At 60.0% G+C, this 26,786-nt stretch carries 28 protein-coding genes and 3 tRNA genes; 20 read left to right on the top strand and 11 right to left on the bottom strand.

Annotated features, from left to right (window positions below; translation table 11 throughout):
• Positions 1-6 precede the first annotated feature (6 nt).
• A complete protein-coding gene (locus BS627_RS04260; RefSeq protein ID WP_077982054.1) occupies positions 7-1,305 on the bottom strand; it encodes an efflux RND transporter periplasmic adaptor subunit in 1,299 nt (432 codons plus the stop codon).
• 238 nt (positions 1,306-1,543) lie between these two features.
• Here BS627_RS04260 and BS627_RS04265 point away from each other — a divergent pair, with 238 nt between their 5' ends.
• Entirely contained in the window at positions 1,544-1,699 is a 156-nt protein-coding gene (locus BS627_RS04265; protein WP_077982055.1) for a hypothetical protein, read from the top strand.
• Positions 1,700-1,738: 39 nt separating this feature from the next.
• Positions 1,739-2,533 carry a DUF429 domain-containing protein gene (locus tag BS627_RS04270; protein ID WP_245307005.1) on the top strand — a complete coding sequence of 265 codons (795 nt, stop codon included), beginning with the start codon at positions 1,739-1,741 and terminating at the stop codon, positions 2,531-2,533.
• Between the two features lie 22 nt (positions 2,534-2,555).
• Here the strand turns inward: BS627_RS04270 and BS627_RS04275 are convergent.
• Both BS627_RS04275 and BS627_RS04280 read right to left on the bottom strand, forming a co-directional pair.
• Positions 2,556-2,632 (bottom strand) — tRNA-Arg (locus BS627_RS04275).
• 49 nt (positions 2,633-2,681) lie between these two features.
• Complete coding sequence (locus BS627_RS04280) at positions 2,682-2,987, bottom strand: ETC complex I subunit (protein ID WP_077982056.1); 306 nt, start codon at positions 2,985-2,987, stop codon at positions 2,682-2,684.
• A 266-nt stretch (positions 2,988-3,253) separates the two neighbouring features.
• Between BS627_RS04280 and BS627_RS04285 the strand changes: the two genes are divergently transcribed.
• Positions 3,254-3,330: transfer RNA gene (locus BS627_RS04285), tRNA-Pro, on the top strand.
• Between the two features lie 53 nt (positions 3,331-3,383).
• Here BS627_RS04285 and BS627_RS04290 read toward each other — a convergent pair.
• Together BS627_RS04290 and BS627_RS04295 are read right to left on the bottom strand one after the other, a co-directional pair.
• Positions 3,384-4,526, bottom strand: coding sequence for a ceramide glucosyltransferase (locus tag BS627_RS04290; RefSeq protein ID WP_077982883.1), 1,143 nt, complete (start codon positions 4,524-4,526; stop codon positions 3,384-3,386).
• A gap of 213 nt (positions 4,527-4,739) precedes the next feature.
• Positions 4,740-5,009 carry a DUF982 domain-containing protein gene (locus BS627_RS04295; protein WP_035262940.1) on the bottom strand — a complete coding sequence of 90 codons (270 nt, stop codon included), beginning with the start codon at positions 5,007-5,009 and terminating at the stop codon, positions 4,740-4,742.
• A 213-nt stretch (positions 5,010-5,222) separates the two neighbouring features.
• Here BS627_RS04295 and BS627_RS04300 point away from each other — a divergent pair, with 213 nt between their 5' ends.
• Entirely contained in the window at positions 5,223-5,471 is a 249-nt protein-coding gene (locus BS627_RS04300) for a BON domain-containing protein (protein WP_077982057.1), read from the top strand.
• 60 nt (positions 5,472-5,531) lie between these two features.
• Here BS627_RS04300 and BS627_RS04305 read toward each other — a convergent pair whose 3' ends face one another.
• Positions 5,532-6,014 carry a DUF192 domain-containing protein gene (locus tag BS627_RS04305; RefSeq protein ID WP_165691125.1) on the bottom strand — a complete coding sequence of 161 codons (483 nt, stop codon included), beginning with the start codon at positions 6,012-6,014 and terminating at the stop codon, positions 5,532-5,534.
• Entirely contained in the window at positions 6,014-6,592 is a 579-nt protein-coding gene (locus BS627_RS04310) for a cold-shock protein (RefSeq protein ID WP_077982058.1), read from the bottom strand. Before BS627_RS04310 ends, BS627_RS04305 begins: the two co-directional genes overlap by 1 nt.
• A gap of 192 nt (positions 6,593-6,784) precedes the next feature.
• Here BS627_RS04310 and BS627_RS04315 point away from each other — a divergent pair, with 192 nt between their 5' ends.
• On the top strand, positions 6,785-7,225 hold the full coding sequence (locus BS627_RS04315) for a VOC family protein (protein WP_077982885.1): 441 nt from the start codon (positions 6,785-6,787) through the stop codon (positions 7,223-7,225).
• Positions 7,226-7,381: 156 nt separating this feature from the next.
• A complete protein-coding gene (locus BS627_RS04320) occupies positions 7,382-8,656 on the top strand; it encodes a YcbK family protein (RefSeq protein WP_165691126.1) in 1,275 nt (424 codons plus the stop codon).
• A gap of 245 nt (positions 8,657-8,901) precedes the next feature.
• Here the strand turns inward: BS627_RS04320 and BS627_RS04325 are convergent.
• Positions 8,902-8,977 (bottom strand) — tRNA-Lys (locus BS627_RS04325).
• A gap of 282 nt (positions 8,978-9,259) precedes the next feature.
• Here BS627_RS04325 and BS627_RS04330 point away from each other — a divergent pair.
• Both BS627_RS04330 and BS627_RS04335 read left to right on the top strand, forming a co-directional pair.
• On the top strand, positions 9,260-10,006 hold the full coding sequence (locus BS627_RS04330; protein ID WP_089153212.1) for a cytochrome c biogenesis CcdA family protein: 747 nt from the start codon (positions 9,260-9,262) through the stop codon (positions 10,004-10,006).
• A gap of 34 nt (positions 10,007-10,040) precedes the next feature.
• Positions 10,041-10,979 (top strand): AEC family transporter, encoded by a 939-nt coding sequence (locus BS627_RS04335; RefSeq protein WP_077982060.1) that lies wholly within the window; start codon positions 10,041-10,043, stop codon positions 10,977-10,979.
• On the opposite strand, the gene BS627_RS04340 is transcribed toward BS627_RS04335, so the two are convergent.
• Positions 10,963-12,171, bottom strand: coding sequence for a UbiH/UbiF family hydroxylase (locus BS627_RS04340; RefSeq protein ID WP_077982061.1), 1,209 nt, complete (start codon positions 12,169-12,171; stop codon positions 10,963-10,965). The two genes, BS627_RS04335 and BS627_RS04340, sit on opposite strands and share 17 nt — an antisense overlap.
• Positions 12,172-12,380: 209 nt before the next feature.
• Here BS627_RS04340 and pcsA point away from each other — a divergent pair, with 209 nt between their 5' ends.
• From pcsA to BS627_RS04400, 12 genes are all read left to right on the top strand, one after another.
• Positions 12,381-13,106: a phosphatidylcholine synthase gene (pcsA, locus tag BS627_RS04345; RefSeq protein ID WP_077982887.1), complete on the top strand. Its 726-nt coding sequence runs from the start codon at positions 12,381-12,383 to the stop codon at positions 13,104-13,106.
• Between the two features lie 210 nt (positions 13,107-13,316).
• A complete protein-coding gene (locus BS627_RS04350; protein WP_165691192.1) occupies positions 13,317-14,876 on the top strand; it encodes an ABC transporter ATP-binding protein in 1,560 nt (519 codons plus the stop codon).
• Positions 14,866-15,957 carry an ABC transporter permease gene (locus BS627_RS04355; RefSeq protein ID WP_077982063.1) on the top strand — a complete coding sequence of 364 codons (1,092 nt, stop codon included), beginning with the start codon at positions 14,866-14,868 and terminating at the stop codon, positions 15,955-15,957. Before BS627_RS04350 ends, BS627_RS04355 begins: the two co-directional genes overlap by 11 nt.
• Positions 15,957-16,877, top strand: a complete 921-nt coding sequence (locus BS627_RS04360; RefSeq protein WP_165691193.1) for an ABC transporter permease — start codon at positions 15,957-15,959, stop codon at positions 16,875-16,877. The genes BS627_RS04355 and BS627_RS04360 overlap by 1 nt, the downstream gene beginning before the upstream one ends.
• Positions 16,878-16,912: 35 nt before the next feature.
• A complete protein-coding gene (locus tag BS627_RS04365) occupies positions 16,913-17,986 on the top strand; it encodes a BMP family ABC transporter substrate-binding protein (RefSeq protein ID WP_077982065.1) in 1,074 nt (357 codons plus the stop codon).
• A 212-nt stretch (positions 17,987-18,198) separates the two neighbouring features.
• Positions 18,199-18,936, top strand: a complete 738-nt coding sequence (locus tag BS627_RS04370; protein WP_077982066.1) for a FadR/GntR family transcriptional regulator — start codon at positions 18,199-18,201, stop codon at positions 18,934-18,936.
• Positions 18,937-19,159: 223 nt separating this feature from the next.
• The gene (gene glmU / locus BS627_RS04375) at positions 19,160-20,521 is read left to right on the top strand and encodes a bifunctional UDP-N-acetylglucosamine diphosphorylase/glucosamine-1-phosphate N-acetyltransferase GlmU (protein ID WP_077982067.1); all 1,362 of its coding nucleotides are present in this window, start codon (positions 19,160-19,162) and stop codon (positions 20,519-20,521) included.
• Positions 20,522-20,623: 102 nt separating this feature from the next.
• Positions 20,624-22,450: a glutamine--fructose-6-phosphate transaminase (isomerizing) gene (gene glmS, locus BS627_RS04380; protein ID WP_077982068.1), complete on the top strand. Its 1,827-nt coding sequence runs from the start codon at positions 20,624-20,626 to the stop codon at positions 22,448-22,450.
• Entirely contained in the window at positions 22,447-22,950 is a 504-nt protein-coding gene (locus BS627_RS04385) for a GNAT family N-acetyltransferase (protein WP_077982069.1), read from the top strand. The genes glmS and BS627_RS04385 overlap by 4 nt, the downstream gene beginning before the upstream one ends.
• A gap of 13 nt (positions 22,951-22,963) precedes the next feature.
• Complete coding sequence (locus BS627_RS04390; protein WP_077982070.1) at positions 22,964-23,632, top strand: DUF502 domain-containing protein; 669 nt, start codon at positions 22,964-22,966, stop codon at positions 23,630-23,632.
• A 114-nt stretch (positions 23,633-23,746) separates the two neighbouring features.
• Positions 23,747-23,992, top strand: a complete 246-nt coding sequence (locus tag BS627_RS04395) for a CopG family ribbon-helix-helix protein (RefSeq protein WP_077982071.1) — start codon at positions 23,747-23,749, stop codon at positions 23,990-23,992.
• Positions 23,989-24,279: a type II toxin-antitoxin system RelE/ParE family toxin gene (locus tag BS627_RS04400; RefSeq protein ID WP_077982072.1), complete on the top strand. Its 291-nt coding sequence runs from the start codon at positions 23,989-23,991 to the stop codon at positions 24,277-24,279. Before BS627_RS04395 ends, BS627_RS04400 begins: the two co-directional genes overlap by 4 nt.
• A 25-nt stretch (positions 24,280-24,304) precedes the next feature.
• On the opposite strand, the gene BS627_RS04405 is transcribed toward BS627_RS04400, so the two are convergent.
• Complete coding sequence (locus BS627_RS04405) at positions 24,305-24,577, bottom strand: hypothetical protein (protein WP_077982073.1); 273 nt, start codon at positions 24,575-24,577, stop codon at positions 24,305-24,307.
• Positions 24,578-24,589: 12 nt separating this feature from the next.
• On the bottom strand, positions 24,590-26,695 hold the full coding sequence (recG, locus tag BS627_RS04410) for an ATP-dependent DNA helicase RecG (RefSeq protein ID WP_077982074.1): 2,106 nt from the start codon (positions 26,693-26,695) through the stop codon (positions 24,590-24,592).
• Positions 26,696-26,786 lie beyond the last annotated feature (91 nt).

The following is a 26,786-nucleotide window of genomic DNA, read 5'->3' on the forward strand; positions in this document are numbered from 1 at the left end:
TCCCCGTCAGCCGGCGTTGCGGGCCGTAGCGTCGGTAATCACCTGGTCATCGGCTTTCAGCTCACCCGATTTTACAACCGTATGCTGGCCATCGGTGGAGCCGGTTTCAATGGCGACGGAGACGGGCGCGTTGTTGCGCAGCACCCAGACCGTTCTTTTGCCCCGCGCCGCCTGGCCGGCGTCGCGGTTCTGCGAACGGCCCATGCGGGGCGGGCGGAACAGGCCCATCAACCCACCGCCACGGGAGGCGGATTCGCGCGGCGGGGTATAACGCAGCGCTGAATTCGGCACCAGCAGCGCATCCTTGATCTCTTCGACGACGATATTGGCGGTCGCCGTCATGCCCGGGCGCAGCAGCAGTTCTTCATTATCGACCGTCAATATGCCCTTGTAGGTCACCACGTTGGAAACGGTTTCGGAGGCGAAGCGGACAGTCTCGATCTCGGCCGGGAAGCTGCGGTCGGGATAGGCATCGACATTGAAGGTGGCTTTCTGCCCGGTCTCCACCTTGCCGACATCGGCCTCATCCACCGAAACCTGCAATTCCATGTGACGCAGATCACCGGCGATGGTGAAGAGCACAGGGGCGTTGAGCGAGGAGGCGACGGTGGCGCCGGGATCGACGCTGCGGGTGAGGATCACGCCATCGATGGGCGAGACGATCTTGGCCTTGCCGAGATTGACCTCGGCAAGCCGCAGATCGGCTTCCGCCGAAAGCACGGTTGCCTCGTTCACCTCCAGCGTCGCGGCGGCGGCATCATGGGTGAATTGTGCGGCATCCAGATCCTGCTGGCTGGACACCCGGTTCTGCACCAGCGACCGCAGGCGCTCCATGGATGTCTTGGCCGAGCCGAGATCGGCGCGCGCCTTCAGCACATTGGCCTTGGCGGAGGCGAGCTTGGCGCGGGCGCTCTGGACGTCGGCCTCCAGCTTGTTGGTATCCAGCTCCGCCAGAACGTCTCCGGCCTTTACCGGGCTATTATAGGTGACGTTGACCTTGCGCACCGTGCCAGACAATTCGCTCGATATATCGACCTGATCCGTCGGCTGAACCGAACCGGTGGAGGTGACGATGACGGAAAGATCGCCCTGACGGGCCGCTTCCGTGGTGTAGTTGTAGGCAACCCCCGCCGCGCGCGACTGGTAATAATAACCAAGACCGCCGCCGATCAAAATGATGGCCGCCGCGACATAGAGAAACCGGCGCGATTTCTTCTTTCGGCCGTTTCTGTTCGTTCCCAGAATCTCCCGCAGATCGGGCTGGGTGTCTGGTGTATCGCGGCCACTGCCGTTGGCGTCATTCATTCTCGTCACCCGCAAAATTCAAAATGCCACAGAGGGTTGTTTCCGCTCCGCGATTTGTCTGTCCATCTGTCGCCGTTGTATTCCTCTGATTGTGGGAAGTGACATAGCTTGCCCTAAGGGTGAAGTGAAAACTTGGTAATATTTATGATAGTTCTGGTCTGCTAGAGATAGGTATTGGAAAAGCCGATGCCATCTTTAGGGCAGAGGTTTCAGCAGCGACACTCAGGACGATGATGAAATGAACGACAACGTGGTGAAGTTCCGCAAACCGGCGCCGCCGAAAAAACCGCGCCAGCCGATGGGTCCGAAAGGGAAGAAGGCGCTGACGATTGTTGCTGTCATCGCGTTTTTTGTGGCGGCTTGGGGGTATTTCACGCTGATGGGGCAGGGGTAGGGCTCGGCTGCTTGCGGCGGGTACGCTGGGGGCGATGGTGTGAGCGCCATATTGGGGATTGACGCCGCGTGGACGGCGACCGAGCCGAGCGGCGTGGCGCTGGTCGTCAAGGACGGCCTTCACTGGCGCCTGCGGGCTGCCGCCTCGTCCTATGATCATTTTCTCGCACTTCTACTGGAAACATCCGCCCGCACTGATCGTCCCCGGGGTTCGGTTGCGCAGGCGACAGCGCTTCTGAATGCCGCGGAATCGCTTGCCGGATGCAACGTCAGTCTCATCGCGATTGATATGCCGCTCTCCAATGCCCCGATCAGGGCCCGCAGAGTGTCGGATAATCGTGTGTCATCGGCTTACGGCGCGCGTTATTGCAGCACCCACACCCCGAATGCACTGAGGCCGGGCAAGATCAGCGACGATCTCAAGCTCGCATTTGAAAGCGCGGGTTATCCATTGTTGACTAGGGAAATTTCCGGGCGGGGACTGCTCGAGGTCTATCCACACCCGGCACTGGTCGAATTGACGAAATCCGAGAAGCGGCTTCCCTATAAACACTCGAAAATCGGTAACTACTGGCGATCAGATCCCATTCCTGTCCGGCGCGCCAAACTCATCGACGTATGGCGTTTCATTGTCGCTCATCTCGATGAGCGTATCGCGGGCGTCGCCGATGCATTGATCGTTCCGCAGGCGAATGCTCGCGCCTGGGAGATGAAGGCCTTCGAAGACATGATGGATGCCGTGGTGTGCGCCTGGATCGGCATCTGCGCGCTGGAGGGCGATGCGATACCTTACGGCGACGACAGCTCCGCGATCTGGATTCCCTCGGCTGGCTGAGCCGCAATCGTCAAATGGAAGGTGGCGACCCCTGCAGGACTCGAACCTGCGACCTACTGCTTAGAAGGCAGTTGCTCTATCCAGTTGAGCTAAGGGGCCGTTATGCCGGGCAATCGATACTCCGGCAAAAAACTTTGATCGTCGTGTTTCAGTGCGTCCAGGGCTGGGTGCGGTTGAAACGGAAATTGTCGGTGTAGGAAACCACCTTGCGGGTCGCTTCCTTCGGCTGGATGACACGGTATTCGATGCCCTTGCGCTGTGCATAGGCTTCGGCCTGTTCCTGCGTCTCGAAATTCAGCTTCACCTGCTGCTTCATGTCGGAACTGGAGGTATAGCCCATGATCGGATCGATCTTGCGCGGAACCTCGGCGTCGAATTCCAGAACCCAGACATTGGTCTTCGCCTTGCCGGATTGCATGGCGGTTTTTGCAGGGCGGTAAATCTTCGCAGACATGTCGAAACTGCTCCGGTTGGACAGTGGGGCGCAACACCCCGAATTGTTCATCACGTACCTGAATACAATAACCAAATCGTGTCAGGAACGTTGAATTTGAAATGGACTGACTTCAGGTGAGAGTCAAGACGATTATCCCCCAGCAGCCAGATCGCACTCTGTCGTTTCGATGTTACGTTTTGCTCGCCAAAGCCGAGAGTGAACAAAGATGAATTTCCCTGTTGCGCAGTCTGGGTGAACCGTGTATTCCCCAGCCATCGCCTCGGCGGAGTGTAGCGCAGTCTGGTAGCGCATCTGGTTTGGGACCAGAGGGTCGGGAGTTCGAATCTCTCCACTCCGACCATTTTAAAGCAAAACATCAGCTTTCCGGCGTAACGTCTTCCAAATAGCTGTGATTTATTCCGTTGATGGACCGGCCAGGGTGCTTTCTGCCGTGCCGATTGTCATGACATTGCCGCGCCATGCCACCGCGCTGCCGATCCAGCTTCGCGCCCAGACGATGGGCATGATCATGTCGCGGGCGATCATCGCCGGCAGTGTGTGGAGCGATACCGGCCAGCGGTTTAGGGCCGCGAGCGCAAGTTCCGGCACGTACATGAGGGCGAGGACGGCAAAGGCGGTTGCGACGAGGTTTAGATCCATCATCGCCGCGGCGGCAAGCGCGAAGAGGAGCGGGGGAAGCGCCCCGGTTAAGATTTCCGGCGCGAAATATTGCGGGAAGGTCACGCGTCGCAACCGCGCCCAGCGGGTCTGGCGCGACCAGATCTCGCCGGCATGGCGCTGGCCGAGCGGCTGCTCGAACGGGGCAAAGACCAGATGCACCTTGCGGCCGGCGTTTCGCACCAGCTTCGTCGAAGCGGCGTCCTCGGCGATTTCTGCGGCAAGGGCGCGAATGCCGCCGTGGTCTTCGAGAAACGGCTTGTTCCACAACATAGATTTGCCCTGCGCGAAACCGATGCCGATCGCTTCCGCCGCATATTGCCAGCGTCCCTGCGAGCCATTCAGGAAGGCGCATTCCACATTGGCCCAGAAACCGGCCGGACGGGAGCCGAGCGGCGGCGAGCAGACCAGCCCGCTGTCCGGCCGCCAGGCCGACATCATGGTGGCTATATAGGATTTTGGCATCAGCACGTTCGAATCGGCGAGAATCACCCATTCATGTTTGGCGGCGCGCCAGCCCTTGACGCAATTGTTCAGTTTCGGATTGGCGCTGATACGGTCATCGCCAATGAGCAATTGCATGGAAACCGAGGGAAAGGCGGCTTGCGCGGTGCGAACTTCCTCGATCACGGGATCGAATTCATCAGCGACGCAAAACAGCAGCTCATAATTGGGCCAGTTGAGTTCGAAGGCGCGCGACAGGGTCAGCGACGTGAAGTTTTCCACACCGCGCAGCGGCACCACAAGCGAGACAGCCGGTGTTTGCCGGACAAGATCGTTTTCCGCGTCGGGTCTCGTCAGTCGCCAGCCGGCCAGAACGATGCCGAGAAGATTGAAGCCGAGGAGCAGAATTGCGCAAAGGGCAAAGACAGTTTCCATGCTGGCCAGTTCCACTCCCAAGCTTCGGCGGTCTGCGCGCCAATCGATTCCATGGAATTCGTCTCTGCCGATTATAACGTTTGCGTGACAGTTACATGTCATCGTCGGCTTGTGGGGAGGCAACGCCGTGCATCAAGGCGCCGCAGAAGCTGCGTGCGCAAAAGAAAAGCCCTCCGCATGGAAGGGCGCAATCGTCATAACAGTCGATAAATTTTAGTGGACGTTCAGGATATGGGCATGACTGCTTGCGACGAGAAACGATTCCCGTGCTTTCTCGATGTCGCATCTGCCCGCGATGGCATCGAGGCAGTTCCTGCGCGCCTCTTCATATTCCGGCCCGTGTTCCTCGGGCCAGCGGTACATCAGCATGTCCAGCGCCACCAGCGGGCTGTAGATTTCTACGGCGACGCATAGCGGCAGGTGAATTGCCACCGGTTTCATCCACGAGGCGTGGTGACACGGCTCTGTTCTGTTAATCAGCATGTCATTTTCCTCCCTGTTTTAGCTGTCTTGGAGGTCGTTCTCTCTCCTATGCGCGAAATGCCCGCCTCACGAAATGGTTCCCGATCACCAAAAATGTGATCGGTCAGGGGGTTCCAATTTTCCAAGATGAATGGAAGATGAACAAACAGATGAACCGGAGATGAACAAAACCGCCATCAGGGCGTTGTTATGTCCATAAGAAGGAGAACGCATATGTTCAATTTGTCAGGCATTCAGGAAAGCTTCTTCGGGGACCGCATGGCCGGCGTATGTCAGGCAATCACGTCGGCTCTGGCTTTCGAATCCGGGTTAGAGAAGTCGCGGATTTCGGCAACTGTCGAAAATGATGTGATCTATCTGGAAGGTACGGCCGATTCGGTAGAGGCGATCGACATCGCCATCAACCTTGCCTCTTCCATTTCCAATTGCCGGATTCTGAGCCATATCGAGCCGGTCTACTGACCATTGCGCCAGCCGGGCGAAACCTCGTCCGGCTAATTCTAACGCAATGACGCGGCAATGTCATTTCCGGTTGCCGATTTGCGCGCTGCGAACCATATCACCCGGCTTGATGCCATAGCGCTTCGCAGTGCCTCCATTGAGTTCAAGCACAAATTTTACTGGCCCGCGGGAGCTGATGATTGCCTCCGAATGCGGAACCGCGTTTTCGTGAATATGGGTAATACGGCCGTCACGGCCGATAAAAAGCATATCGAGCGGAATAAGCGTATTCCGCATCCACATGGCCACATCACGCGCTTCGCCGAAATCGAACAACATTCCGTTTTCAAGCGGCATGCTCTTGCGAAACATCAGCCCCTGTTCGCGCTGGGCATTGTTCAGCGCCAGTTCGGCAGTGAAATCGTGGCTCTTTCCCCCGGCGGTCTCAATCTGCAGCGGTTCGGACGTGAATGTCTGCTGTTGCTGGGCCTGCGCTGCGGCGGCCAGCGTAAAAAAAAGAAGCGCCATAACGGCGCTTTTCACCATATGGGGCAGGGCGGACATCAATGCGACATCCCGATGGAAACCGGGTTGTCGGGGTGGATTTCCGCCGCCATCAGGCCCTTGTCGCCATCGCCGTAACGCACCAGCACCACCTGGCCGGGGCGAAGCTCCGTCAGGCCGAAACGGCGCAGCGTTTCCATATGCACGAAAATATCTTCCGTTCCTTCGCCGCGCGTCAGGAAGCCGAAGCCCTTGGTGCGATTGAACCACTTGACGATGGCGCGCTCCAGCCCGCTGGACGGCGTTACCTGCACATGGGTGCGCACCGGCGGCATCTGCGAGGGATGGACAGCGGTCGACTGGTCCATGGAGAGAATACGGAACGCCTGAAAACCGCGGTCGCGCCGCTGTATGAGGGCAACGATGCGCGTGCCTTCAAGAATTGTCTGGTAACCGTCGCGGCGTAGGCAGGAGACGTGCAGCAGCACATCCTGTGTGCCATTGTCGGGCACGATGAAGCCGAAACCCTTGGCGACGTCGAACCACTTCACCACGCCGGTAATTTCGGTCAGGTCCACGGCATCGCCCGAAAGGTCCTCGACATCGACTATCGTTTTCGATGACATCCTATCAGCCATATCCTGCCAACCCCTCAATTACGCGCCATACACCGGTCAACTGATTCCTGTGCGCCAGATTAACATCTTGGTAACGGTTTCACGCAAGCCCTAGTTTTTGATTTACGCAGCTGCTTTTATGTCGCCGTCCTTGTCCGGGGCTTGCCGTCATGCGTTTGACGGCTCCGGACCCGTGTAATGGAGAGGAAGAAAATGCGGTATCTGCACACAATGGTTCGCGTCAAAGACCTTGGCGAATCACTGAAATTCTATGTCGATCTGCTCGGCCTTACGGAAATACGCCGAATCGAGAACGAAAAAGGTCGGTTCACTCTGGTGTTTCTTGCGGCGCGCGATGACATTGCTGCGGCGAAGGAAAACAAGGCTCCCTGCCTAGAACTCACCTATAATTGGGATACCGAGGATTATACCGGCGGCCGCAACTTCGGCCATCTGGCTTACGAGGTCGACAATATCTACGATTTCTGCGCGCATCTGCAGCAGAACGGCATCGTCATCAACCGGCCGCCGCGTGACGGGCACATGGCCTTCGTGCGCTCGCCGGATGGTATTTCGTTCGAGATTTTGCAGAAGGGCGAAAGCCTCGCACCAGCTGAGCCCTGGATATCTATGCAGAATACCGGTTCCTGGTAGGGACTTTCCGGTGAGCAGCGGCGTTTTCGGGTGCTCTTGCCTTGTCCCGAGGGGATGAGGCATAGTCCGCGAATCAAAACGGCCAGTCCCGTTTTGGGGAAGCACACGCGCCCGTTCCCGTGTTGCTGTTGGAAATGCAAGATACGGAGGCCACCCATGAAAACTGTCGAGAGCGCGAAAGGACGTCTGCTTCGTCAGCGTCTTGTCATCGCGGTTTCACTGTTTGGGCTTTCCGGATGCGTTTCGGCGGTGACCGACGACGAGATGGCCGGCACGACCAAAAAGCCGGAAATTTCCACACAACAGAAGCCGCAGACCGCCGCTTCAACTGCGGCGGCCGGCGCGCAACCGGGACATTATGTGGATCCGGCCGTGGCGTCGGCGGCTGGAGCGGCCGCGCCGGTCCAGCCTCAGGCAGCGGGCGGCCCGGCGCAGGCCTATGGCGCCGCCCCCGATATCGCCGGGTTGACGACGCAGCCAACGGCGATCTCGGCAGGTACGGCAAGCATTTATTCGACCGCCTCCGCCGCAGCAGCGCCCGCGGGTGCCGCAGGGGCACCGGGCGCCGCCGTCGCTACGGGTGTTCCTTCCCAGAGAATCACTCCCGCCGTCAGCAGCGTCTATTCGGCGCCGGTGCAGGCCGCACAGCCGCAACCGGCGGCAGCGCCGGCTCAGGTCCCGCCAGCCGGACAGGCGTCGGCGGAGCAGCACAGCGAAAATCTTCAGCCGGCTCCCGTACCCCTTCCGCAATCGGCATCTGGACAGCTCGCGGCGGCTGCCGCGCAACCAGCCGCCAGCGCCGGAGCGACCGGCGAGAAGCAGGGAGCCGATGGGCAGGGCATGACGCTTGCAGCATTTTTTGCCGGTGCGGCCAAGAAACGTCTGCCGAAAATGATTGAAAGCGGGACTGCGGGCAATACGCAGGTCGCTGCGCTTCCCGGAGCCGCGGACGGGACGATGGGCATTGCGCTTTCCGGCCGCTCGGTGATGTCCGACGAATTCGACGATGCCCATCTCGATGAAGAGGATGACCAGCCGACAGGCCTGATGAAACTCGCTTCACTCTCCGGCCTCACCCGCGTCGCCCCGAACGGGCTTTTCCTGCAGACGGACCGTGTCGAAGTCGGCTGTTTCAAGCCGGAACTGGTGCGGATGATCAAGGATGTGGAGCGCCACTACAACAGACCGGCGATCGTCACCTCGGGTTATCGTCCGCCGAAGGGCATAAGGCGGGGCTCCAAGCACTATACCTGCGATGCCGCCGATATCCAGATCAAGGGCGTCTCCAAATGGGAGCTTGCGACCTATCTGCGTTCCCTGCCGGAACGCGGCGGCGTCGGCACCTATTGCCACACCGAGTCGGTCCATATGGACACGGGTGAGCCGAGAGACTGGAACTGGCGTTGCCGCCGTACTGCCGCGCGCAAGTGATTTCCGGGTTTGGCCCTGAGCCTGAGGAACTATTCCTAGCGATCGAAAGCGACTGGCCCGGTTTTGCCGGGGTGCTGGTACGTGAGCCGGTGACCTTTGTCGCTGCGGCGGCGCTGAAACCAAGCTTGCGCTGGATATCGCTGGCTGCATTGCGAAGACTGCGAGCGAATCTTTTCCGCTCCCATGGGAGTTTGATCACCTTCAGTGATAACTCTTTGTGAAATATCAGGAAATTGGACTTGAGGTGGTGAGAGCGCAGGGATTCGAACCCTGGACCTACTGATTAAAAGTCAGTTGCTCTACCGGCTGAGCTACGCTCTCCCGTGTCGGGGCTTGGTTGCCCTTCGGAAGTGCGCGGAACATAGGTAGAGCGATCCGTTCGGTCAACCCAAAAAAAGCGGTTTCGACAATCAATCCGGTTTTTTTTGTCGCACCCCCGAAAAGGTGATTGGAGAGAGGGGGCGGCTGGGGATAAAACCGGCTTCAGACATGTCGGCTGGACGGGTGAAATCCTTTTGCAGCAATGACATGCACGAAAATGAAGCGTGAAGCGGCGGCGCAGCTTGAGAATCGCGGCGGCTTTGCGGGATGCGGAGTTCTTTGTTGTCGATTGCCGATATTTCCCTGTTCAGCGCGCTTCTGGCCGGCGCTCTTTCGTTTCTGTCGCCCTGCGTCCTGCCGCTGGTGCCGCCTTATCTCTGTTATATGGCGGGTGTTTCGGTCGAGCAGTTCAGGACGGAAGATACCGCGCCGCGGCCGGAGATTCGCAGGGCCGTGCTGTTTTCAGCCTTCTTCTTCACGCTCGGTTTCGCCACGGTCTTCGTGGCGCTTGGGGCAGGCGCCTCGACGATCGGTACGCTCCTGCGTCAGAATCTGGATATTCTCGCCAAGGTCGGTGGTTTCATCATCATTCTGATGGGGCTGAATTTCCTCGGCGTGTTCCGCATCGGCCTGTTTTCGCGCGAGGCGCGGTTTCAAGGCGCGGGCAAGCCGGCCACGCTGTCCGGGGCCTATGTCATGGGCCTTGCCTTCGCTTTCGGCTGGACGCCCTGCATCGGTCCGGTTCTGGGGGCTATTCTCGGCGTCGCCGCCGCACGCGATACGGTTGGCGACGGTGCGGCGCTGCTTGCGGTCTATTCTCTTGGCCTTGCGGTGCCGTTCTGGATCGCGGCGGCGTTTTCCGGCTCCTTCATGCGTTTCCTCGTCCGCTTCCGCCGCCATCTTGGGCTCGTGGAAAAGCTGCTGGGCGTGTTGCTGGTGCTGACCGGTCTCGCTTTCATGTCCGGTTTTATCACCAATGTGGCGATCTGGTTCCAGGAGACCTTTCCGATCCTGATGCAAATCGGCTAAGCCTCCCGCTGGAGTTGCTTGCGGGGGAAATATAGTGACGGATATCGTCGGATTGCTGTTGCCGTTTTTCGGCCTGATCTTCATCGGCTACGGTGCGGCGCGCATCACGAAGCAGCCGGTCGAGGCGATGGGCTGGCTGAACACTTTCATCATCTATGCGGCGCTGCCGGCGCTGTTTTTCAAGCTTGTGTCTAAAACGCCGGTGGAAGAGCTGGCGCGGATGGATTTCGTCGCGGCCAGTCTCGCCTGCACCTATGGCGTTTTCCTGGCTGTGTTCCTGATCGGCCGATTCGTACGGAAAAACAGCCTTTCCGAAACCACGATCCAGAGTTTCGCGGCCAGCTACGGCAATATCGGTTATATGGGGCCGGGCCTAGCGCTTCTGGCGCTTGGCGAGAAGGCGGCGGTGCCGGTGGCGTTGATCGTCTGCCTTGAAAACGCCGCCCATTTCATCGTCGCCCCGGCGATGATGGCGGTTGCCGGCGGCGACAAGCGTTCCCCGCCAAGGCTTGCGCTGGATGTGGCGCGCAAGGTCATTACCCATCCCTTCATCGTCTCCGTCATCGCCGGCTTTCTGGCCGCATCGCTGTCGTGGCAGCCGCCGGAGGCGGTGCAGCGGCTGGTGGATTATCTGGCGCAATCGGCGGCGCCCTGCGCACTGTTTGCCATGGGCGTGACGCTGGCGCTTCGGCCAATGAAACGTGTGCCGGTGGAAATCAGCTATATCGTGCCGGCAAAGCTGATCCTGCATCCGCTGGCCGCCTATCTCGTGCTGTCGTCGCTCGGGCGGTTCGAGCCGGTGTGGATCTATTCAGCCGTGCTTTTGGCCGCGCTGCCGACCGCGACGAATGTCTTCGTCATCGGCCAGCAATATCACGTCTGGCAGGAGAGGGCGTCTGCGACGATCCTGATTTCGACGGTTCTGTCTGTCTTCACGCTCACCGGCGTGGTTTATTTCATCCAGCCTTTTTGAAGCTGCCGAACAGCAGCGAGGGCAGGGCCTTCAGCCCGCGACCCGGCTCGATGCCTTCGCGCATGACCATGCTTCTCAGCGTGCCGATGCCGGAAAGCACATGCAGTCCCGCCGCGCGCGCCATCTGTACCGGCAGGAGATCGGAAAGCAGCGAGCGGTTCAGGAGATCGACGCTCAGCGTGCGGCTATAGACATCCGCTCGCCGCTTGCGGTCGAATCTATCGCCGGCGTCGGCCGCAATCGGCCGGTCGGAGACGGCGCTCAGCAATTCCGTCAGCGCGATGATGTCGCGCAGGCTGAGGTTCAGCCCCTGCGCGCCGATGGGCGGAAAACCGTGCGCTGCCTCGCCGATCAGGGCGACGCGGCCCTTGCCGAAGCGGTGCGCAGTCATGGAAGAAAGCGGCCAGGCCTGAACGCTGTCCTCGACGGTGACCGCTCCCAGCATGGATTGCATGCGCTCCTCGACGCGCAGGCTGAGCGTCTCCAGCGGCAGCGCCGTCAACTCTTCCGCCTGCTGCGGGGTAACGACCCAGACGAGGCTGGAGCGGTCGCCGGGCAAGGGAACCTGTGTGAAAGGCCCGGTGGGTGTGTGGAACTCCGTCGAGACATTGCCGTGCGGCCGGCTATGGCCAAAGTTCAAAACAATGGCGGTCTGCGGATAGGACCAGGATTTGACGCCGATGCCGGCTGCATCCCGCACCATGGATTTGCGACCATCCGCGCCGATGAGGAAATCGGCGGAGAGCGTTTCGTCATTCGCAAGGGTCACCGTCATGCGGTCGTTGCCGATGTCGATTGTCTCGGCGGAGGTGTCGAGGCGGGAAATATTGTGTTCCTGCTCGACCGCTTCGCTCAGGACGCCGAGCAGCGCCTCGTTGGGGATGTTCCAGCCAAAGGCGTCCAGCCCGATTTCGGAGGAACGGAACTGCACGGTGGGTGCACGCAGCAGGCGGTCGGTGCCATCGATGATCTGCATGGTGGAAAGGCGTGCGGCCGAAGGCGCGATGCGCGACCAGAGGCCAAGGCGGTCCATGAAACGGATGGACTGGTCCATTAGCGCGGTGGTGCGCTGGTCCTTCCTGTCGCTGGAAGGTGCGATGAGCGCCACGTGGCGGCCCGCCCGCGCCAGCGCGATGGCCGCGATCTGCCCCGCAAGTCCCGCACCGGTGATGGCGATATCGAAGTGTCTCATGGTCGTGATCCGTTGTTATTTCCAAACCATCATAAAGGCTTCGGTTGGGTAAATCCACTTCGGTCCCGGAACATCCGGTTGCGAAGATTCGTTAGTTGTGCCGCTATATTAGTCCTAGGATAAGCGGATTGAGCCGGTTGCAAAGCGTGGTGAATGGCCGCATACCGGAACAAACAGGGCGGATGAAAAACGGGGCGCAGACGCTGACCATGAAAATTTTCAACTATAAGCGTGTTCCCTACGCGGAAATCCGCGCCTTTTCCGTCCACATGCTCACGGCCTCCGGCTCGTTTCTGGCTTTTCTCGGTGTTGTCGCCGCAGCCGAACACCGCTTCGTCGATATGTTCTGGTGGCTGGGGCTTGCGCTGCTGGTGGATGGCATCGACGGTCCCATCGCCCGCAAGGTCAGGGTGAAGGAAGTGCTGCCCAACTGGTCCGGTGATACGCTCGATAATATCATCGACTATGTCACCTATGTGCTGTTGCCCGCCTTTGCGCTTTATCAGAAGGGCATGATCGGCGAGCCGCTGTCCTTCGTGGCAGCCGGCATGATCGTTGTGTCGAGCGCCATCTATTACGCCGACATGGGCATGAAGACGGACGAGTATTTCTTCTCCGGCTTTCCGGTGGTGTGGAATATGGTAGTGTTCACCCTGTTCGTCATGGACGCCAGCGCCACGACGGCAATGGTTGTCGTTACCGTTTCGGTGTTTTTGACATTCCTGCCGATCAACTTCCTGCATCCGGTGCGGGTGAAGCGATTGCGGCCGCTCAATCTCGCCGTGGTCTTCATTTGGTGTGCGCTTGGCGGTTATTCGCTGCTGATGCACTTCGAAACCCCGAGCTGGGCCGTGATCGGCTTTGTGACAAGTGGCCTCTATCTTTATTGCATCGGTGGAATATTGCAGTTTTTCCCCTCGCTCGGCGCGAAGTAAGAACGGGTAAAGCCATTTATTGCTTGTGCAAATTGCATTTAAGCGGCTTCTTTTTCAGTTGTGCGCAGCAGCAAAACCGTTATCAATAAGTCTTGATTGGATGAGATTGCATACGCATTGGCGTCCGATTGGGAACAATGACCACGATCGTTGGAAACGCTTCGAAGAAGGCGCGGCGGTCGGTGAGAGAGGGAACTCGTGACTGGAACTTTGGCGCCGGAGGCCGTGCCTCTCCTGTCCGTTCGCAAGCTGACCAAGCTGTTCGGCAATTTCGCCGCCTGCAACGGCATCGATCTCGATATTGCGCCGGGCGAAATCCACGCGCTTCTGGGTGAAAACGGCGCGGGCAAATCCACGCTCGTCAAGATGCTGTTCGGTGTTCTCGCGCCAAGCGAAGGCGAGATTGTCTGGCAGGGCCAGCCGGTTTCCGTCGCCTCGCCAAGCGAGGCCCGCAGGCTTGGCATCGGCATGGTGTTCCAGCATTTTTCGCTCTTCGAAGCGCTGACGGTGGCTGAAAACATCGCCCTATCGCTCGACCCGAAAATTTCACTGAAGGAAATCGCCGGGCAAGCGGAAACGTTGTCGCGCGCCTATGGCCTGCCGCTCGATCCCAATGCCCATGTGGCCGATCTTTCGGTCGGCGAGCGCCAGCGCATCGAAATTGTCCGCGCGCTTTTACAGAACCCGCGCCTGATCATTCTCGATGAGCCAACCTCGGTTTTGACGCCGCAGGAGGCCGACAAGCTGTTCGAGACGTTGGAGAAGCTGAAGGCTGAAGGCCGTTCCGTGCTTTATATCAGCCATCGTCTCGAAGAAGTGCAGCGCATCTGCGACCGTGCCACCGTCCTACGGCATGGCAAGGTGACGGGCGCCTGCGATCCGCGCAAGGAAACGCCAGCGTCGTTGGCGCGCATGATGGTCGGCAGCGATGTCGCAAGCGTTTCGCGGGCCACGGGCGAGACGCTCGGCGCGCCGCAGATCGAGGTCAGTGGGCTCTCGGTGGCGCCCCGCACGCCTTTTGCGGTGGCGCTGAAATCGATATCCATGCAGGTGCGCGCCGGCGAGGTGCTGGCGATTGCCGGTGTGGCCGGCAATGGCCAGGGTGAGTTGTTCGATGCGCTTTCGGGCGAATATCCGGTCTATAACAATGACGCCATTCGCCTGCGCGGCAAGCCAGTCGGTCGCATCGGCATCAATGGCCGCCGGCTGATGGGCGCGGGTTTTGTGCCGGAAGAGCGCCACGGCCACGCCGCCGTTCCCGGCATGAGCCTGTCCGACAATCTGCTCTTGGCGCGGGCGCGCTCCGACCGCAAGGCGTTTCTGACCGGCGGTTTCCTGCGCATCGTGCGTGGCTCAGTCATCAGGGCTGCGGCGCGGCGCATTTCGGAAACCATGGATGTGCGCAAGAGCGGCGCCGATCCGCTGGCGGGCTCGCTTTCGGGTGGCAATCTGCAGAAATTCATCGTCGGGCGCGAGCTTGACCGCCAGCCTGCCGTGCTGGTGGTCAACCAGCCGACCTGGGGCGTGGATGCGGGTGCGGCGAGCCGCATCCGTCAAGCGCTTGTCGACCTTGCCAAAGCGGGCTCGGCCGTCATCGTCATCAGTCAGGATCTCGATGAGATCTTCGAAGTCGCCACCAATATCGCTGTCATTTCCGACGGCAAGCTGTCAGAGACCCATTCGGTGGAGGAAATGACGCTCGAAAAGATCGGCCTGTTGATGGGCGGCATTCACACGTCACATTCGGGAGCCGCCCAGCATGCGCATTGAACTTGAAAAACGCGCAGGCGTCTCCCGGCTTTTCACCCTGCTTTCGCCGCTTCTGGCGCTCACGCTGACGCTGCTTGTCGGCGCCATCATGTTCGCCATGCTCGGCAAGAACCCGTTGGACGCGCTCTATGCCTTTTTCGTCGAGCCGCTGCTGGAAGTCTGGTCGCTCCATGAACTGGCGATCAAGGCCGCACCGCTGATCCTGATCGGCGTCGGGCTATCGATCTGTTATCGCTCCAACAACTGGAACATCGGCGCGGAGGGGCAGTTCACCATCGGCGCGATCACCGGTTCCATCCTGCCGGTGCTTTATCCCGATTGGCATTCGCCGCTGCTTTTGCCTTTGATGCTGGTGATGGGCGCCGTGGGCGGCGCGCTTTATGCGGGTATTCCCGCACTTTTGAAGACGAAATTCAACACCAACGAAATCCTCGTCAGCCTGATGCTGGTCTATGTCGCGCAGCTTTTCCTCGACTGGCTGACGCGCGGCATCTGGCGCGATCCGGGCGGCTACAACTTCCCGCAGACCAAGCCTTTCAACGACAGCGCCGTTTTGCCGGAAATGCTGGCCTCGGGCCGGGCGCATTGGGGTTTCGTTTTCGCCATCGTTGCGGCCATCGCGCTGTGGTTCATGATGCGCTACATGCTGAAGGGCTTCGAAGTCACCGTGCTTGGCCAATCGGCGCGGGCAGGGCGTTTCGCCGGTTTTTCGTCGAGCCGCATGGTGTGGTTTTCGCTGCTGCTTTCCGGCGCGCTGGCGGGGCTTGCTGGCATATCGGAGGCCTCCGGCTCCATCGGCCATCTCCAGCCCAGCATTTCGCCGGGTTACGGCTTTACCGCCATCATCGTCGCCTTTCTCGGTCGTCTCAATCCGCTCGGCATCATCCTTTCCGGGCTGGTGCTGGCGCTGACCTATCTCGGCGGCGAAGCGGCGCAGCTTTCAATCGGTGTGTCGGACAAGGTGACGCGCGTGTTTCAGGGGCTGATGCTGTTCTTCGTGCTGTCCTGCGATACGCTGATCTTCTATCGCATCAGGGTGTTCTTTCCCGGCAAGGCGCATCGTAAAGAAGGAGCGGCATGATGGATATGCTTCAGGCCATTCTCCTCACCGTCATCACCGCCGCCACGCCGCTCGTCATCGCCGCTTCAGGCGAGCTGGTAACGGAGCGCTCCGGCGTCCTCAATCTGGGTGTCGAGGGCATGATGATTATGGGTGCGGTCTGCGCTTTCGCGGCCGCGCATATGACCGGATCTCCCTATCTCGGCATTCTGGCTGGCATTGCCTCCGGTGCGGTTTTCTCGCTGCTCTTCGGTTTCCTGACGCTGACGCTCGTTACCAACCAGGTGGCGACGGGTCTTGCGCTCACCATTCTCGGCCTCGGCGTCTCGGGCATGCTGGGTGAAAGTTTCGTCGGCCTGCCGGGCATCAAGCTGCAGCCCATCGTCTTTCCGCTGCTGTCGGACATTCCCTTCCTCGGTCCGCTGCTTTTCCGGCAGGATTTGATCTTCTACCTCTCCATCGCGCTTGTCGCCGGCATCAGCTGGTTTCTGTTCAAAAGCCGCATGGGTCTCAAAATTCGCGCCATCGGCGATAATCACGCTTCGGCCCATGCGCTCGGCATCAATGTCATCCGCACCCGCTATCTGGCCGTCATGTTCGGCGGCGCCTGTGCGGGGCTTGCGGGGGCGCAGCTGTCACTGGTCTATACGCCGCAATGGGTGGAAAACATGGCGGCCGGGCGCGGGTGGATTGCGCTGGCGCTCGTCGTCTTCGCCTCGTGGCGCCCATGGCGAGTGCTGGCGGGCGGTTATCTGTTCGGCGCTGTCACCATCGGCCAATTGCATGCGCAGGCGTTCGGCATCGGGGTGCCGTCGCAATTGCTGTCGGCGCTGCCCTATCTCGCCACTATTGTCGTGCTGGTCATCATCTCGCATAATCGCCGCACGACCTTGATCAATACACCGGCCTCGCTTGGCAAGTCCTTCGTGCCGGACAGGTGAAGCATTCTCACGTCTCCAAACCAACAGGGGTAAAAATGAAAAAACTGGTCATCGCACTCGCCGCTTCCGTTGCGGCTCTCGGCGGCGTCGTTTCCTCGGCTGAGGCCGCCGACGCCAAGAAGGTCTGCTTCATCTATGTCGGTTCAAAGACCGACGGCGGCTGGACACAGGCGCACGATATCGGCCGTCAGGAATTGCAGGCGCATTTCGGCGACAAGATCGAAACGCCGTTCCTCGAAAGCGTTCCGGAAGGTCCGGATGCCGAACGCGCCATCGAACGCATGGCCCGCTCGGGTTGCGAACTGGTGTTCACCACCTCCTTCGGCTTCATGGACGCCACCATCAAGGTTGCCCAGAAGTTCCCCAAGGTGAAGTTCGAACACGCTACGGGCTTCAAGACCGCCGAAAATGTCGCGACCTACAATTCGCGCTTCTATGAAGGCCGCTACATTCAGGGCCAGATCGCCGCGAAGATGTCGCAGAAGGGTCTCGCCGGCTACATCGCGTCCTTCCCGATCCCGGAAGTGGTGATGGGCATCGACGCCTTCGTGCTCGGCGCGCAGTCCGTTAATCCGGACTTCAAGGTGAAGGTCGTCTGGGCCAACACCTGGTTCGACCCCGGCAAGGAAGCCGATGCCGCCAAGGCGCTGATCGACCAGGGCGTCGATATTCTGACCCAGCACACCGACACCACCGCGCCGATGCAGGTTGCCGCAGAACGCGGCATCAAGGCCTTCGGTCAGGCGTCCGACATGATCGCGGCCGGTCCGAAGACGCAGCTTACCGCCATCAAGGACACCTGGGGCGCCTACTACATCAAGCGCACGCAGGCTCTTCTCGATGGTACCTGGAAGTCCGAATCGGTATGGGACGGCCTGAAGGACGGCATCCTGACCATGGCGCCTTACACCAACATGCCTGATGACGTGAAGAAGATGGCTGAAGACACCGAAGCCAAGATCAAGTCGGGCGAGCTGCATCCCTTCACCGGTCCGGTGAAGAAGCAGGACGGTTCGGAATGGCTGAAGGCGGGTGAGAAGGCCGAGGACGGCGTTCTGCTCGGCCTCAATTTCTACGTCGCCGGTGTGGACGACAAGCTGCCCCAATAATGCTTTTTAGCCATCGTTACTGAAGCAAGGCCGCACATATGTCATGTGCGGCCTTGCTTATTTTCACGCGTTTTATTGCAGGGATGAAGTTTACCTTTGCTTTTCATGCAACTTGATGTTTTTCACTATAATCTGACTTGAGATACACACGTCTGGCGCGATTTTTTCAAGATCGCCAACCGAACGGAAGGATATGGCACTTGCAGCGCGGAATGCTCGATGCGGCGATCGGTTTTCGAAAGCTGCGGACAAATCATGCACAGGTCGTTCACAAGCTCGGTCTCGATATCGTGTCCGGCGTCTTCAAGACGGGTGATATACTGCCGGGCGATGCCGAGCTGATGGACCGCCTGAAAGTATCGCGCACAGTGCTGCGCGAAGCGATGAAGACGCTGACCGCCAAGGGTATGATTTCCCCCAAGGCGCGGATCGGCACCCGGGTGACGGAGCGCGAAAGCTGGAACATGTTCGACAGCGAGGTGCTGCTCTGGCATTTCGAGGCTGGCGTCAGCGACGAGTTTCTGTTGCATCTTTACGATATCCGTCAGGCCTTCGAGCCCTATGGCGCGGGGCTCGCTGCCATCAGGGCGCAGGACGCCGATATCGCCAAGCTCGCCGCTTACGCCAACGAGATGGGCAATACGGCCTATTCCAAGGAAAAGCGCGCGCTTGCGGATATGAATTTCCATGTGCTCATCACCGAAATGTCCGGTAATCCGTTCATGCGCACCGTCGGTTCGCTGATAAAGGCGGCTCTGGTGGGCATTTTCCGGATGAGCAACCCGGAAACCGATCCCAATGAGATTTCCGACGTGTCCGCCTCGCATCTGCGGCTCGTGGAGGCGTTTCGCCTGCGCGATGAGGGTGCAGCGCGCCGCGAGATGGAAAGGCTGATCGAAAACGGCCGCCAGCAGGTGCTGGAATTCACTGCCCGCAATCCACGGCGATAAATCAGACCGAGGGAACGGGATGCGATACCGTTGCAATCACGTTTGATGAAAATCGTTGCGGAAATTTGGTGCAGATTTGCATGGTTTCTTAAGTGGGCCGCCGTTATAGCAATTTCGGAATGAAATTACCGATGCGCCCGTTCGTTTTGCCGGACGGCGTGAAGTCAAACATATGCCGCCGTCCTGACCGTCCTGCGGTCGGTGACGTGGTGTTGGAGGTCTTATGGAGCGCAGCTCTCTAGCCGTTATTCTCGCAGCGGGCGACAGCACGCGCATGAAATCGTCGAAATCCAAGGTGCTGCATCCGGTCGCCGGGCGTCCTATGATCGCCCATGTGGTTGGGGCGGTGGCTGGATCTGGCGTCAGCACGGTGGCGTTGGTGGTTGGGCGCGATGCCGGGAATGTCGCTGCGGCCGCAAGCCTGCCGGGCCTTGAGGTGGAAGCTTTCGTGCAGACGGAACGCAAGGGCACCGGCCATGCGGTGCTTGCCGCACGCGCAGCTATCGAACGCGGTTTTGACGATCTCATCGTTGCCTATGGCGATGTCCCGCTCATCACGTCTGCAACGCTCGACCGGGCGCGTGAGGCGATTGCCGCCGGCGCCGATGTCGCCGTCATCGGCTTCCATACCGACCGCCCGACCGGTTACGGCCGGCTTCTGGTCAAGGATGGCGAACTTGTCGCGATCCGCGAGGAGAAGGACGCGACCGATGCGGAGCGTAAGGTGACCTGGTGCAATAGCGGATTGATGGCCATCAACGGCCGCAACGCCCTTGATCTGCTCGACCGCATCGGCAACAGCAATGTGAAGGGCGAATATTATCTGACCGATGTGGTCGAGATCGCCCGTTCCCTCGGCCGCCGCGCCGTCGCCATCGATGCGCCGGAAACGGAACTGGTCGGCTGCAACAACCGTGCCGAACTGGCCTTTATCGAGAAGCTCTGGCAGGAGCGCCGCCGTCATGAGCTGATGGTCGATGGCGTCTCGATGGTCGCGCCCGAGACAGTATTCCTTTCCTTCGATACGAAGATCGGGCAGGACGTATTGATCGAACCGAATGTCGTGATCGGTCCCGGCGTCACCATTGAGCCGGGCGCCGTCATTCATGCGTTTTCGCATCTGGAAGGGGCGTATGTTGCGCAAGGTGCGGCCGTTGGTCCCTATGCGCGGCTGCGTCCGGGCGCGAACCTGCACGCCAATGCCAAGGTGGGCAATTTCTGCGAGGTCAAGAAGGCTGAGATCGGTGAGGGCGCCAAGGTCAACCATCTGACCTATATCGGCGATGCCTTCATCGGCGCGGGCAGCAATATCGGTGCGGGCACGATTACCTGCAATTATGACGGTTACAACAAGGCGGAAACGCGGATCGGGGCCAACAGCTTCATTGGCTCGAACTCGTCGCTGGTTGCACCTGTCACCATTGGCGAGGGGGCCTATATCGCTTCCGGCAGCGTCATCACCAATGACGTGCCTGCTGAGGGCCTGGCTTTCGGGCGCGCACGGCAGGAGGTGAAACCCGGTCGCGCGACCGTGGTGCGCGAGCGGGCAAAAGCGCTGAAGGAAGCGAATAAAAAGTCGTCCTGACGGACGTTACCAAACGATACCGAAAGTGACCGGCGCCATAATTGCGGATTGTTCGGGAACGGTTAGTAGTTTCGGCGAAGAGATCGCCGTCTGGAGAAATATATGTGCGGAATTGTCGGAATTGTCGGAACCCAGCCCGTTGCTGAACGGCTTGTCGATGCGCTGAAGCGTCTCGAATATCGCGGTTACGATTCGGCTGGTGTCGCCACCATCGACAATGGCGCGATGGATCGCCGCCGGGCGGAAGGCAAGCTGTTCAATCTCGAGAAGCTGGTTTCGGAAAAGCCGCTGCCGGGTGTGGTCGGCATCGCCCATACGCGCTGGGCGACGCATGGTGTTCCGAACGAAACCAATGCCCATCCGCATTTCGTCGATGGCGTTGCCGTTGTCCACAATGGCATCATCGAAAACTTCGCCGAACTGCGCGAGGAGCTGACAGCCGAGGGTGCGAGCTTCACCACCCAGACCGATACCGAAGTGGTGGCGCAGCTGCTGGCGAAATATACCCGCGAGGGTCTCGGCCATCGCGAGGCGATGCTGAAGATGCTGAACCGCGTGACGGGTGCCTATGCGCTGGTCGTCATGTTCAAGGACGATCCCGGCACGCTTCTCTCGGCGCGTTCCGGCCCGCCGCTTGCCGTTGGTTACGGTCGGGGCGAGATGTTCCTGGGGTCTGATGCCATCGCGCTGTCGCCGTTTACCAATGAGATCACCTATCTGGTGGATGGCGATTGCGCCATCGTGACCCGGCAGGGTGCTGAGATCATCGATTTCTCCGGCAAACCGGTGAAACGCGAGCGGCAGATATCGCAGGCGACGGCCTATGTGGTCGACAAGGGCAACCATCGCCACTTCATGGAAAAGGAAATCTACGAGCAGCCGGAAGTCATTTCCCATGCGCTCAGCCATTACGTGGACTTCGCCTCCAAGACCGTGAAGCAGGCCGACACGGCCATTGATTTCGCCAAGCTTTCCGGTCTTGCCATTTCCGCCTGCGGGACGGCCTATCTTTCCGGCCTGATCGGTAAATACTGGTTTGAGCGTTATGCACGCTTGCCGGTGGAAATCGATGTCGCCTCGGAATTCCGTTATCGCGAAATGCCGCTTCAGCCATCGCAGGCGGCGCTGTTCATCTCGCAATCGGGCGAGACTGCCGATACGCTGGCGTCGCTGCGCTATTGCAAGGAAAACGATCTCAAGATCGGCGCCATCGTCAATGTGCGGGAATCGACCATCGCGCGGGAATCCGACGCCATTTTCCCGATCCTTGCAGGCCCGGAGATCGGCGTCGCCTCCACCAAGGCTTTCACCTGTCAGCTTGCGGTCCTCGCGTCTTTGGCAATCGCCGCTGGGAAGGCGCGCGGTACGCTGAAGCCGGGCGAGGAAAAGGAGCTGGTGCAGCAGTTGATCGAAATGCCGCGCATCATGAGCAAGGTGCTGAACCTCATCCAGCCGCAGATCGAGGCGCTGTCGCGCGATCTGTCGCGCTTCAAGGACGTGCTTTATCTCGGCCGCGGCACCAGCTTCCCGCTGGCGCTGGAGGGTGCTTTGAAGCTCAAGGAAATCTCCTATATCCACGCTGAAGGTTATGCTGCCGGCGAGCTGAAGCATGGGCCGATCGCGCTGATCGACGAGAACATGCCTGTTATCGTCATCGCCCCGCATGACCGTTTCTTTGAAAAGACCGTTTCGAACATGCAGGAGGTCGCCGCGCGCGGCGGCCGCATCATCTTCATCACCGATGAGAAGGGGGCTGCTGCCTCCACGCTCGACACCATGGCGACGATCACGCTCCCCAATGTCGACGAGCTGATTGCGCCGATGGTCTTCTCGCTGCCGATCCAGCTGCTTGCCTATCACACCGCTGTCTTCATGGGCACGGATGTGGACCAGCCGCGCAATCTGGCGAAGTCGGTCACGGTGGAATGATCGTCCGGCCGGAGCGGCAGGGGGATGAAGAGGCGATTGCTCGCGTAACGGAAGATGCCTTCCGTAACGTCGATTACAGCGACAAGACGGAGCATCTCATCGTCGGGCGGTTGCGCAGGGCAGGTGCGCTCACCGTTTCACTGGTTGCCGAGGACAGCGAAGGCATCATCGGTCATGTCGGCTTTTCGCCGGTGACGCTTACCAGCGGCGAGACCGGCTGGTTCTGCCTCGCGCCGCTTTCCGTAACGCCGGAACGGCAGGGGCAGGGTGTCGGCTCCAGGCTGGTGCGGGACGGGCTTGCCGCCCTGGAGCGTCTGAATGCTTCCGGCGTGGTCGTCGCGGGCGATCCGGACTACTATGGCCGCTTCGGTTTTCGCCATGTCGATGGGGTGAATGCGGAAGGGATTCCTGACGAATATTTCACAGTTCTTCGCTTGCATGGTGGAACTCCATCCGGCATTGTCGGTTTTCATCCGGGTTTCGATGGCGACAACGCTTAATTCCGAACGGTAAATGACCGATATTCCAGTAAAAATTTCATTCGCAGCCCGCCTGCGCAACAGTTTCCTCACGGGCGTTCTGATCCTTGCGCCTGTTACCATCACCATGTGGCTGGTGTGGAGCTTCCTGCAATGGGCGGATAGCTGGGTGAAGCCCTATATTCCGGCCCGTTACGATCCGGAGCAATATTTCGATGTGGCGATCCCCGGTTTCGGCCTGCTGATCGCCGTCATCGGCATCACACTCATCGGCTTTCTGGGCAACAACCTGATCGGCAAATGGATCGTCGGCGTCGGCGAATCCATCCTCAACCGCATGCCGCTGGTGCGGCCGATCTATAAAAGCATCAAGCAGCTGTTCGAATCCGTTCTGAAAGAGCATTCGAACTCCTTCAAGAAGGTGGGCCTGATCGAGTTTCCGTCATCCGGCACCTGGGCGATGGTCTTCGTCGCGTCCGAGGCCAAGGGCGAGCTTGCCCATCGTTTCAACGAAATGGGCCAGCAGATGGTCGCCGTGTTCCTGCCGCCCACGCCGGTGCCGACGGCGGGCTTCCTGCTGTTCGTGCCGAAAGACAAGATCGTGATGCTGGACATGACGCCGGAAGATGCGGCGAAACTGCTGATATCCGGCGGTTTGGTGGCCCCGGATTTCACGCCGCCGAAAATGATTGCGCCGGTTTGAGGATTTGTGACGCACTGGGTTCGTTGCTCTGTTCTCCCTTGAGTTTTCATGCCCACGGTTGACGAACCAATATGGTTCACCGATAATCATAGTGAACCACGAAAGGTCGCAACCATGACTGCATTCACGGTGCGCTTGCCGGACGAAGTTGCCAACAAGCTTGAACAGCTGGCGGAAAAGCTTGATCGCTCGCGGTCCTACATGGCGGCACGGGCGATTGAGGACTTTGTTGCTCGCGAAGAGTGGCAGCTCGCGGAAATCGAGGCCGGTTTGGCGGAAGCGGATCGCGGCGAGTTTGGAACGCAAGACGATCTGGCAAACATTGTCGGGAAATATGTAAAGTCCGCTCGGCCGTCATGAGCGACCGGAGAATTCGCTGGACTGTGCGGGCGCTGCGACGGCTCGATGAAATCGGTAGGCATATCGAAACGGACAATCCTGCAGCTGCCGCCCGCGTGATTTCCCGTATTGTGTCAGCGGCCGACATGTTGGTGGATCAACCAGCTATGGGACGGGTCGGGCGCATTAAGGGAACGCGGGAAGCCGTGCTGTCCGACATTTCCTACATCGTTGCCTATCGTGTTGGCCGGGATATCGAAATCCTGACGGTTATTCACACCTCGCAGCGATGGCCGTCGGCACTTTAACCAAACTATTTCTCAGGCGCCCCGATCAATCCTCGTCATCCAGATCGTCCATCTCTGTCCCCGTCGTGGTCGCGTGGAAAACCGGAACGAAAAGCCGCATATAGACCAGCCGCACGGTCCAGCCCTGTTCCAGTGCCTCCGTCCATGCCTTCTTGCGGCCTGGTTTCTTGAAGGCCTTGCCGATGGCTTTTTTCTCGCTTTTCGCAAATGTCTCGGGCTGCAGAATATTCTGCGGCGAGCAGAGCGCGTAGCCTTTCCTGAAGGCGGGCGGTGGGCGGCGCGGGTCGATCATGTTCATGGGCGTTCACTTTCAGCCAGCGTGCAGGAAACGAATCGCTTCGTCGCGGCGGTGCAGGTAGAGCAGGGTGCGTAGGGCATCGCCGCGTGGACCTGTCAGTTCGGGATCACGCTCGATGACATAGGCTGCGTCCTTGCGGGCGATTTCGAGAAGATCGGCATGGGCCTCGAGGCTGGCGATGCGGAAGCCCGGCGTGCCGGACTGGCGGGTGCCGAGCAGCTCGCCTTCACCGCGAAGCTTCAAATCCTCCTCGGCGATCAGGAAGCCATCCTCGCTGTCGCGCAGGATGGAGAGTCGTGCGCGGCCGTTTTCGCTGAGCGGGCCCTTGTAGAGCAGGATACAGGTGGAAGCCTCGTCGCCGCGTCCGACACGGCCGCGCAGCTGGTGAAGCTGAGCAAGACCGAAACGTTCGGCATGTTCGATGACCATGATCGTTGCATCCGGCACATCGACACCGACTTCCACCACGGTCGTCGCCACCAGCAGCCGGGTTTCGCCGCTCTTGAAAGCGAGCATCGCAGCATCCTTCTCCGGGCCGCTCATGCGCCCGTGAATGAGGCCGATATTGGCGCCGAGCATCTGCGACAGAACCGCATGCCGCTCCTCCGCCGACATCAGGTCGGATTCCTCCGTTTCCTCCACCAGCGGGCAAATCCAGTACGCCTTCTTGCCGTCTTTTAGCGCTGCGCGCAGCCGTTCGACGATGTCGCCGATGCGTTCGGTGGGGATCGTCACGGTCTGGATGGGTTTGCGGCCGGCCGGTTTTTCGGTGAGCTTGGAAACGTCCATATCGCCGAAGGCGGCCAGAACCAGTGTGCGGGGAATGGGCGTGGCGGTCATGACCAGCATATGCGGCGTGATGCCTTTGGCGGTGAGGCGCAGGCGCTGGTGCACGCCGAAACGGTGCTGTTCATCCACAACGGCCAGCACGAGGTTCCTGTAACTCACGCTGTCCTGAAACAGCGCGTGGGTGCCGATGACGATCTGCGCTTCGCCCGAGGCCACCCGCTCCTCGATCTCGCGGCGCTCCTTGCCCTTGGTGCGGCCGGTCAGCACTTCGACGGTGATGCCCGCTGCCTGCGCGAGTTTGGAGATGGTGGCGTAATGCTGGCGGGCGAGGATTTCGGTGGGCGCCATCAGCACCGCCTGTCCGCCGGCCTCCACCGCAGTCGCCATGGCCATCAACGCCACCAGCGTCTTGCCCGCACCGACATCGCCCTGCAGCAGCCGCAACATGCGGTCTTCGCCGGCCATGTCGGTCAGGATATCCTTGACCGCAGCGCTTTGGCTCGCCGTCAGCGAGAAGGGCAGCTGAGACAGGATTTTTGCGGCGACATCACCCTTGGCGCGGATCGGCTGGCCCGCCACCTTGCGCAGTCGCTGGCGCACCAACGCCAGTGACAGCTGTCCGGCGAGGAATTCGTCGTAGGCGAGCCGCCTGCGCGCCGGGGCCTGCGGTTCGATATCGGCGCTGTCGCGCGGATCGTGCAGTTCACGGAAGCTCGAAGCGACATCGCCGAAACCCTGCCTGGTCTTGAGCGTCTCGTCGATCCATTCCGGGAAGGCCGGCAGCTTTGACAGCCCGCCCTCGATGGCGCGGCGCAGCACCTTGGGCGATAGACCGGCGGTCATGGGATAGACCGCTTCCACCAGAGGCAGGTTTTCCGCCTCGGAAAGCTTCACCATGAAATCCGGATGCACCATGGAGGCGCGGCCGTTAAACCAGTCCACCTTGCCGCTGACGAGAACCTCTTCATCGACGGGCAGGGCCTTGGACAGCCAGTCGCCCTTGGCGCGGAAAAAGGTCAACGCCAGTTCGCCGGTCTCGTCATGCAGGAAGACGCGATAAGGCGCGGAGCGGTTTCCCGGCGGTGGCGGCTGGTGGCGGTCGACGCGTCCCTGAATGGTGACAATGGCGCCGGGGCTGGCCAGCGCAATGCCGGGGCGGTTGCGGCGGTCAATGACGTTGGATGGCGCGTGGAACAGGAGATCGATCACGCGGGTGTCGTCAGCGCTTTCCCGGCTCAAGAGCTTGGCCAGAAGATCGGCAAGCTTCGGCCCCACACCGGCAAGGGTGGAGACGGAGGCAAACAGCGGATCGAGAATGGCCGGGCGCATGGGTCAGCAAAATCGGGGAAGGGGGCGGCTTATGCAAGACTTCGCTGGTCACAAAGGCGGGTTATCACCGGCAGATTTTCACTACTTCGGC

Origin of the sequence: Agrobacterium salinitolerans (genome assembly GCF_002008225.1) — a bacterium.
Classification (GTDB): domain Bacteria; phylum Pseudomonadota; class Alphaproteobacteria; order Rhizobiales; family Rhizobiaceae; genus Agrobacterium; species Agrobacterium salinitolerans.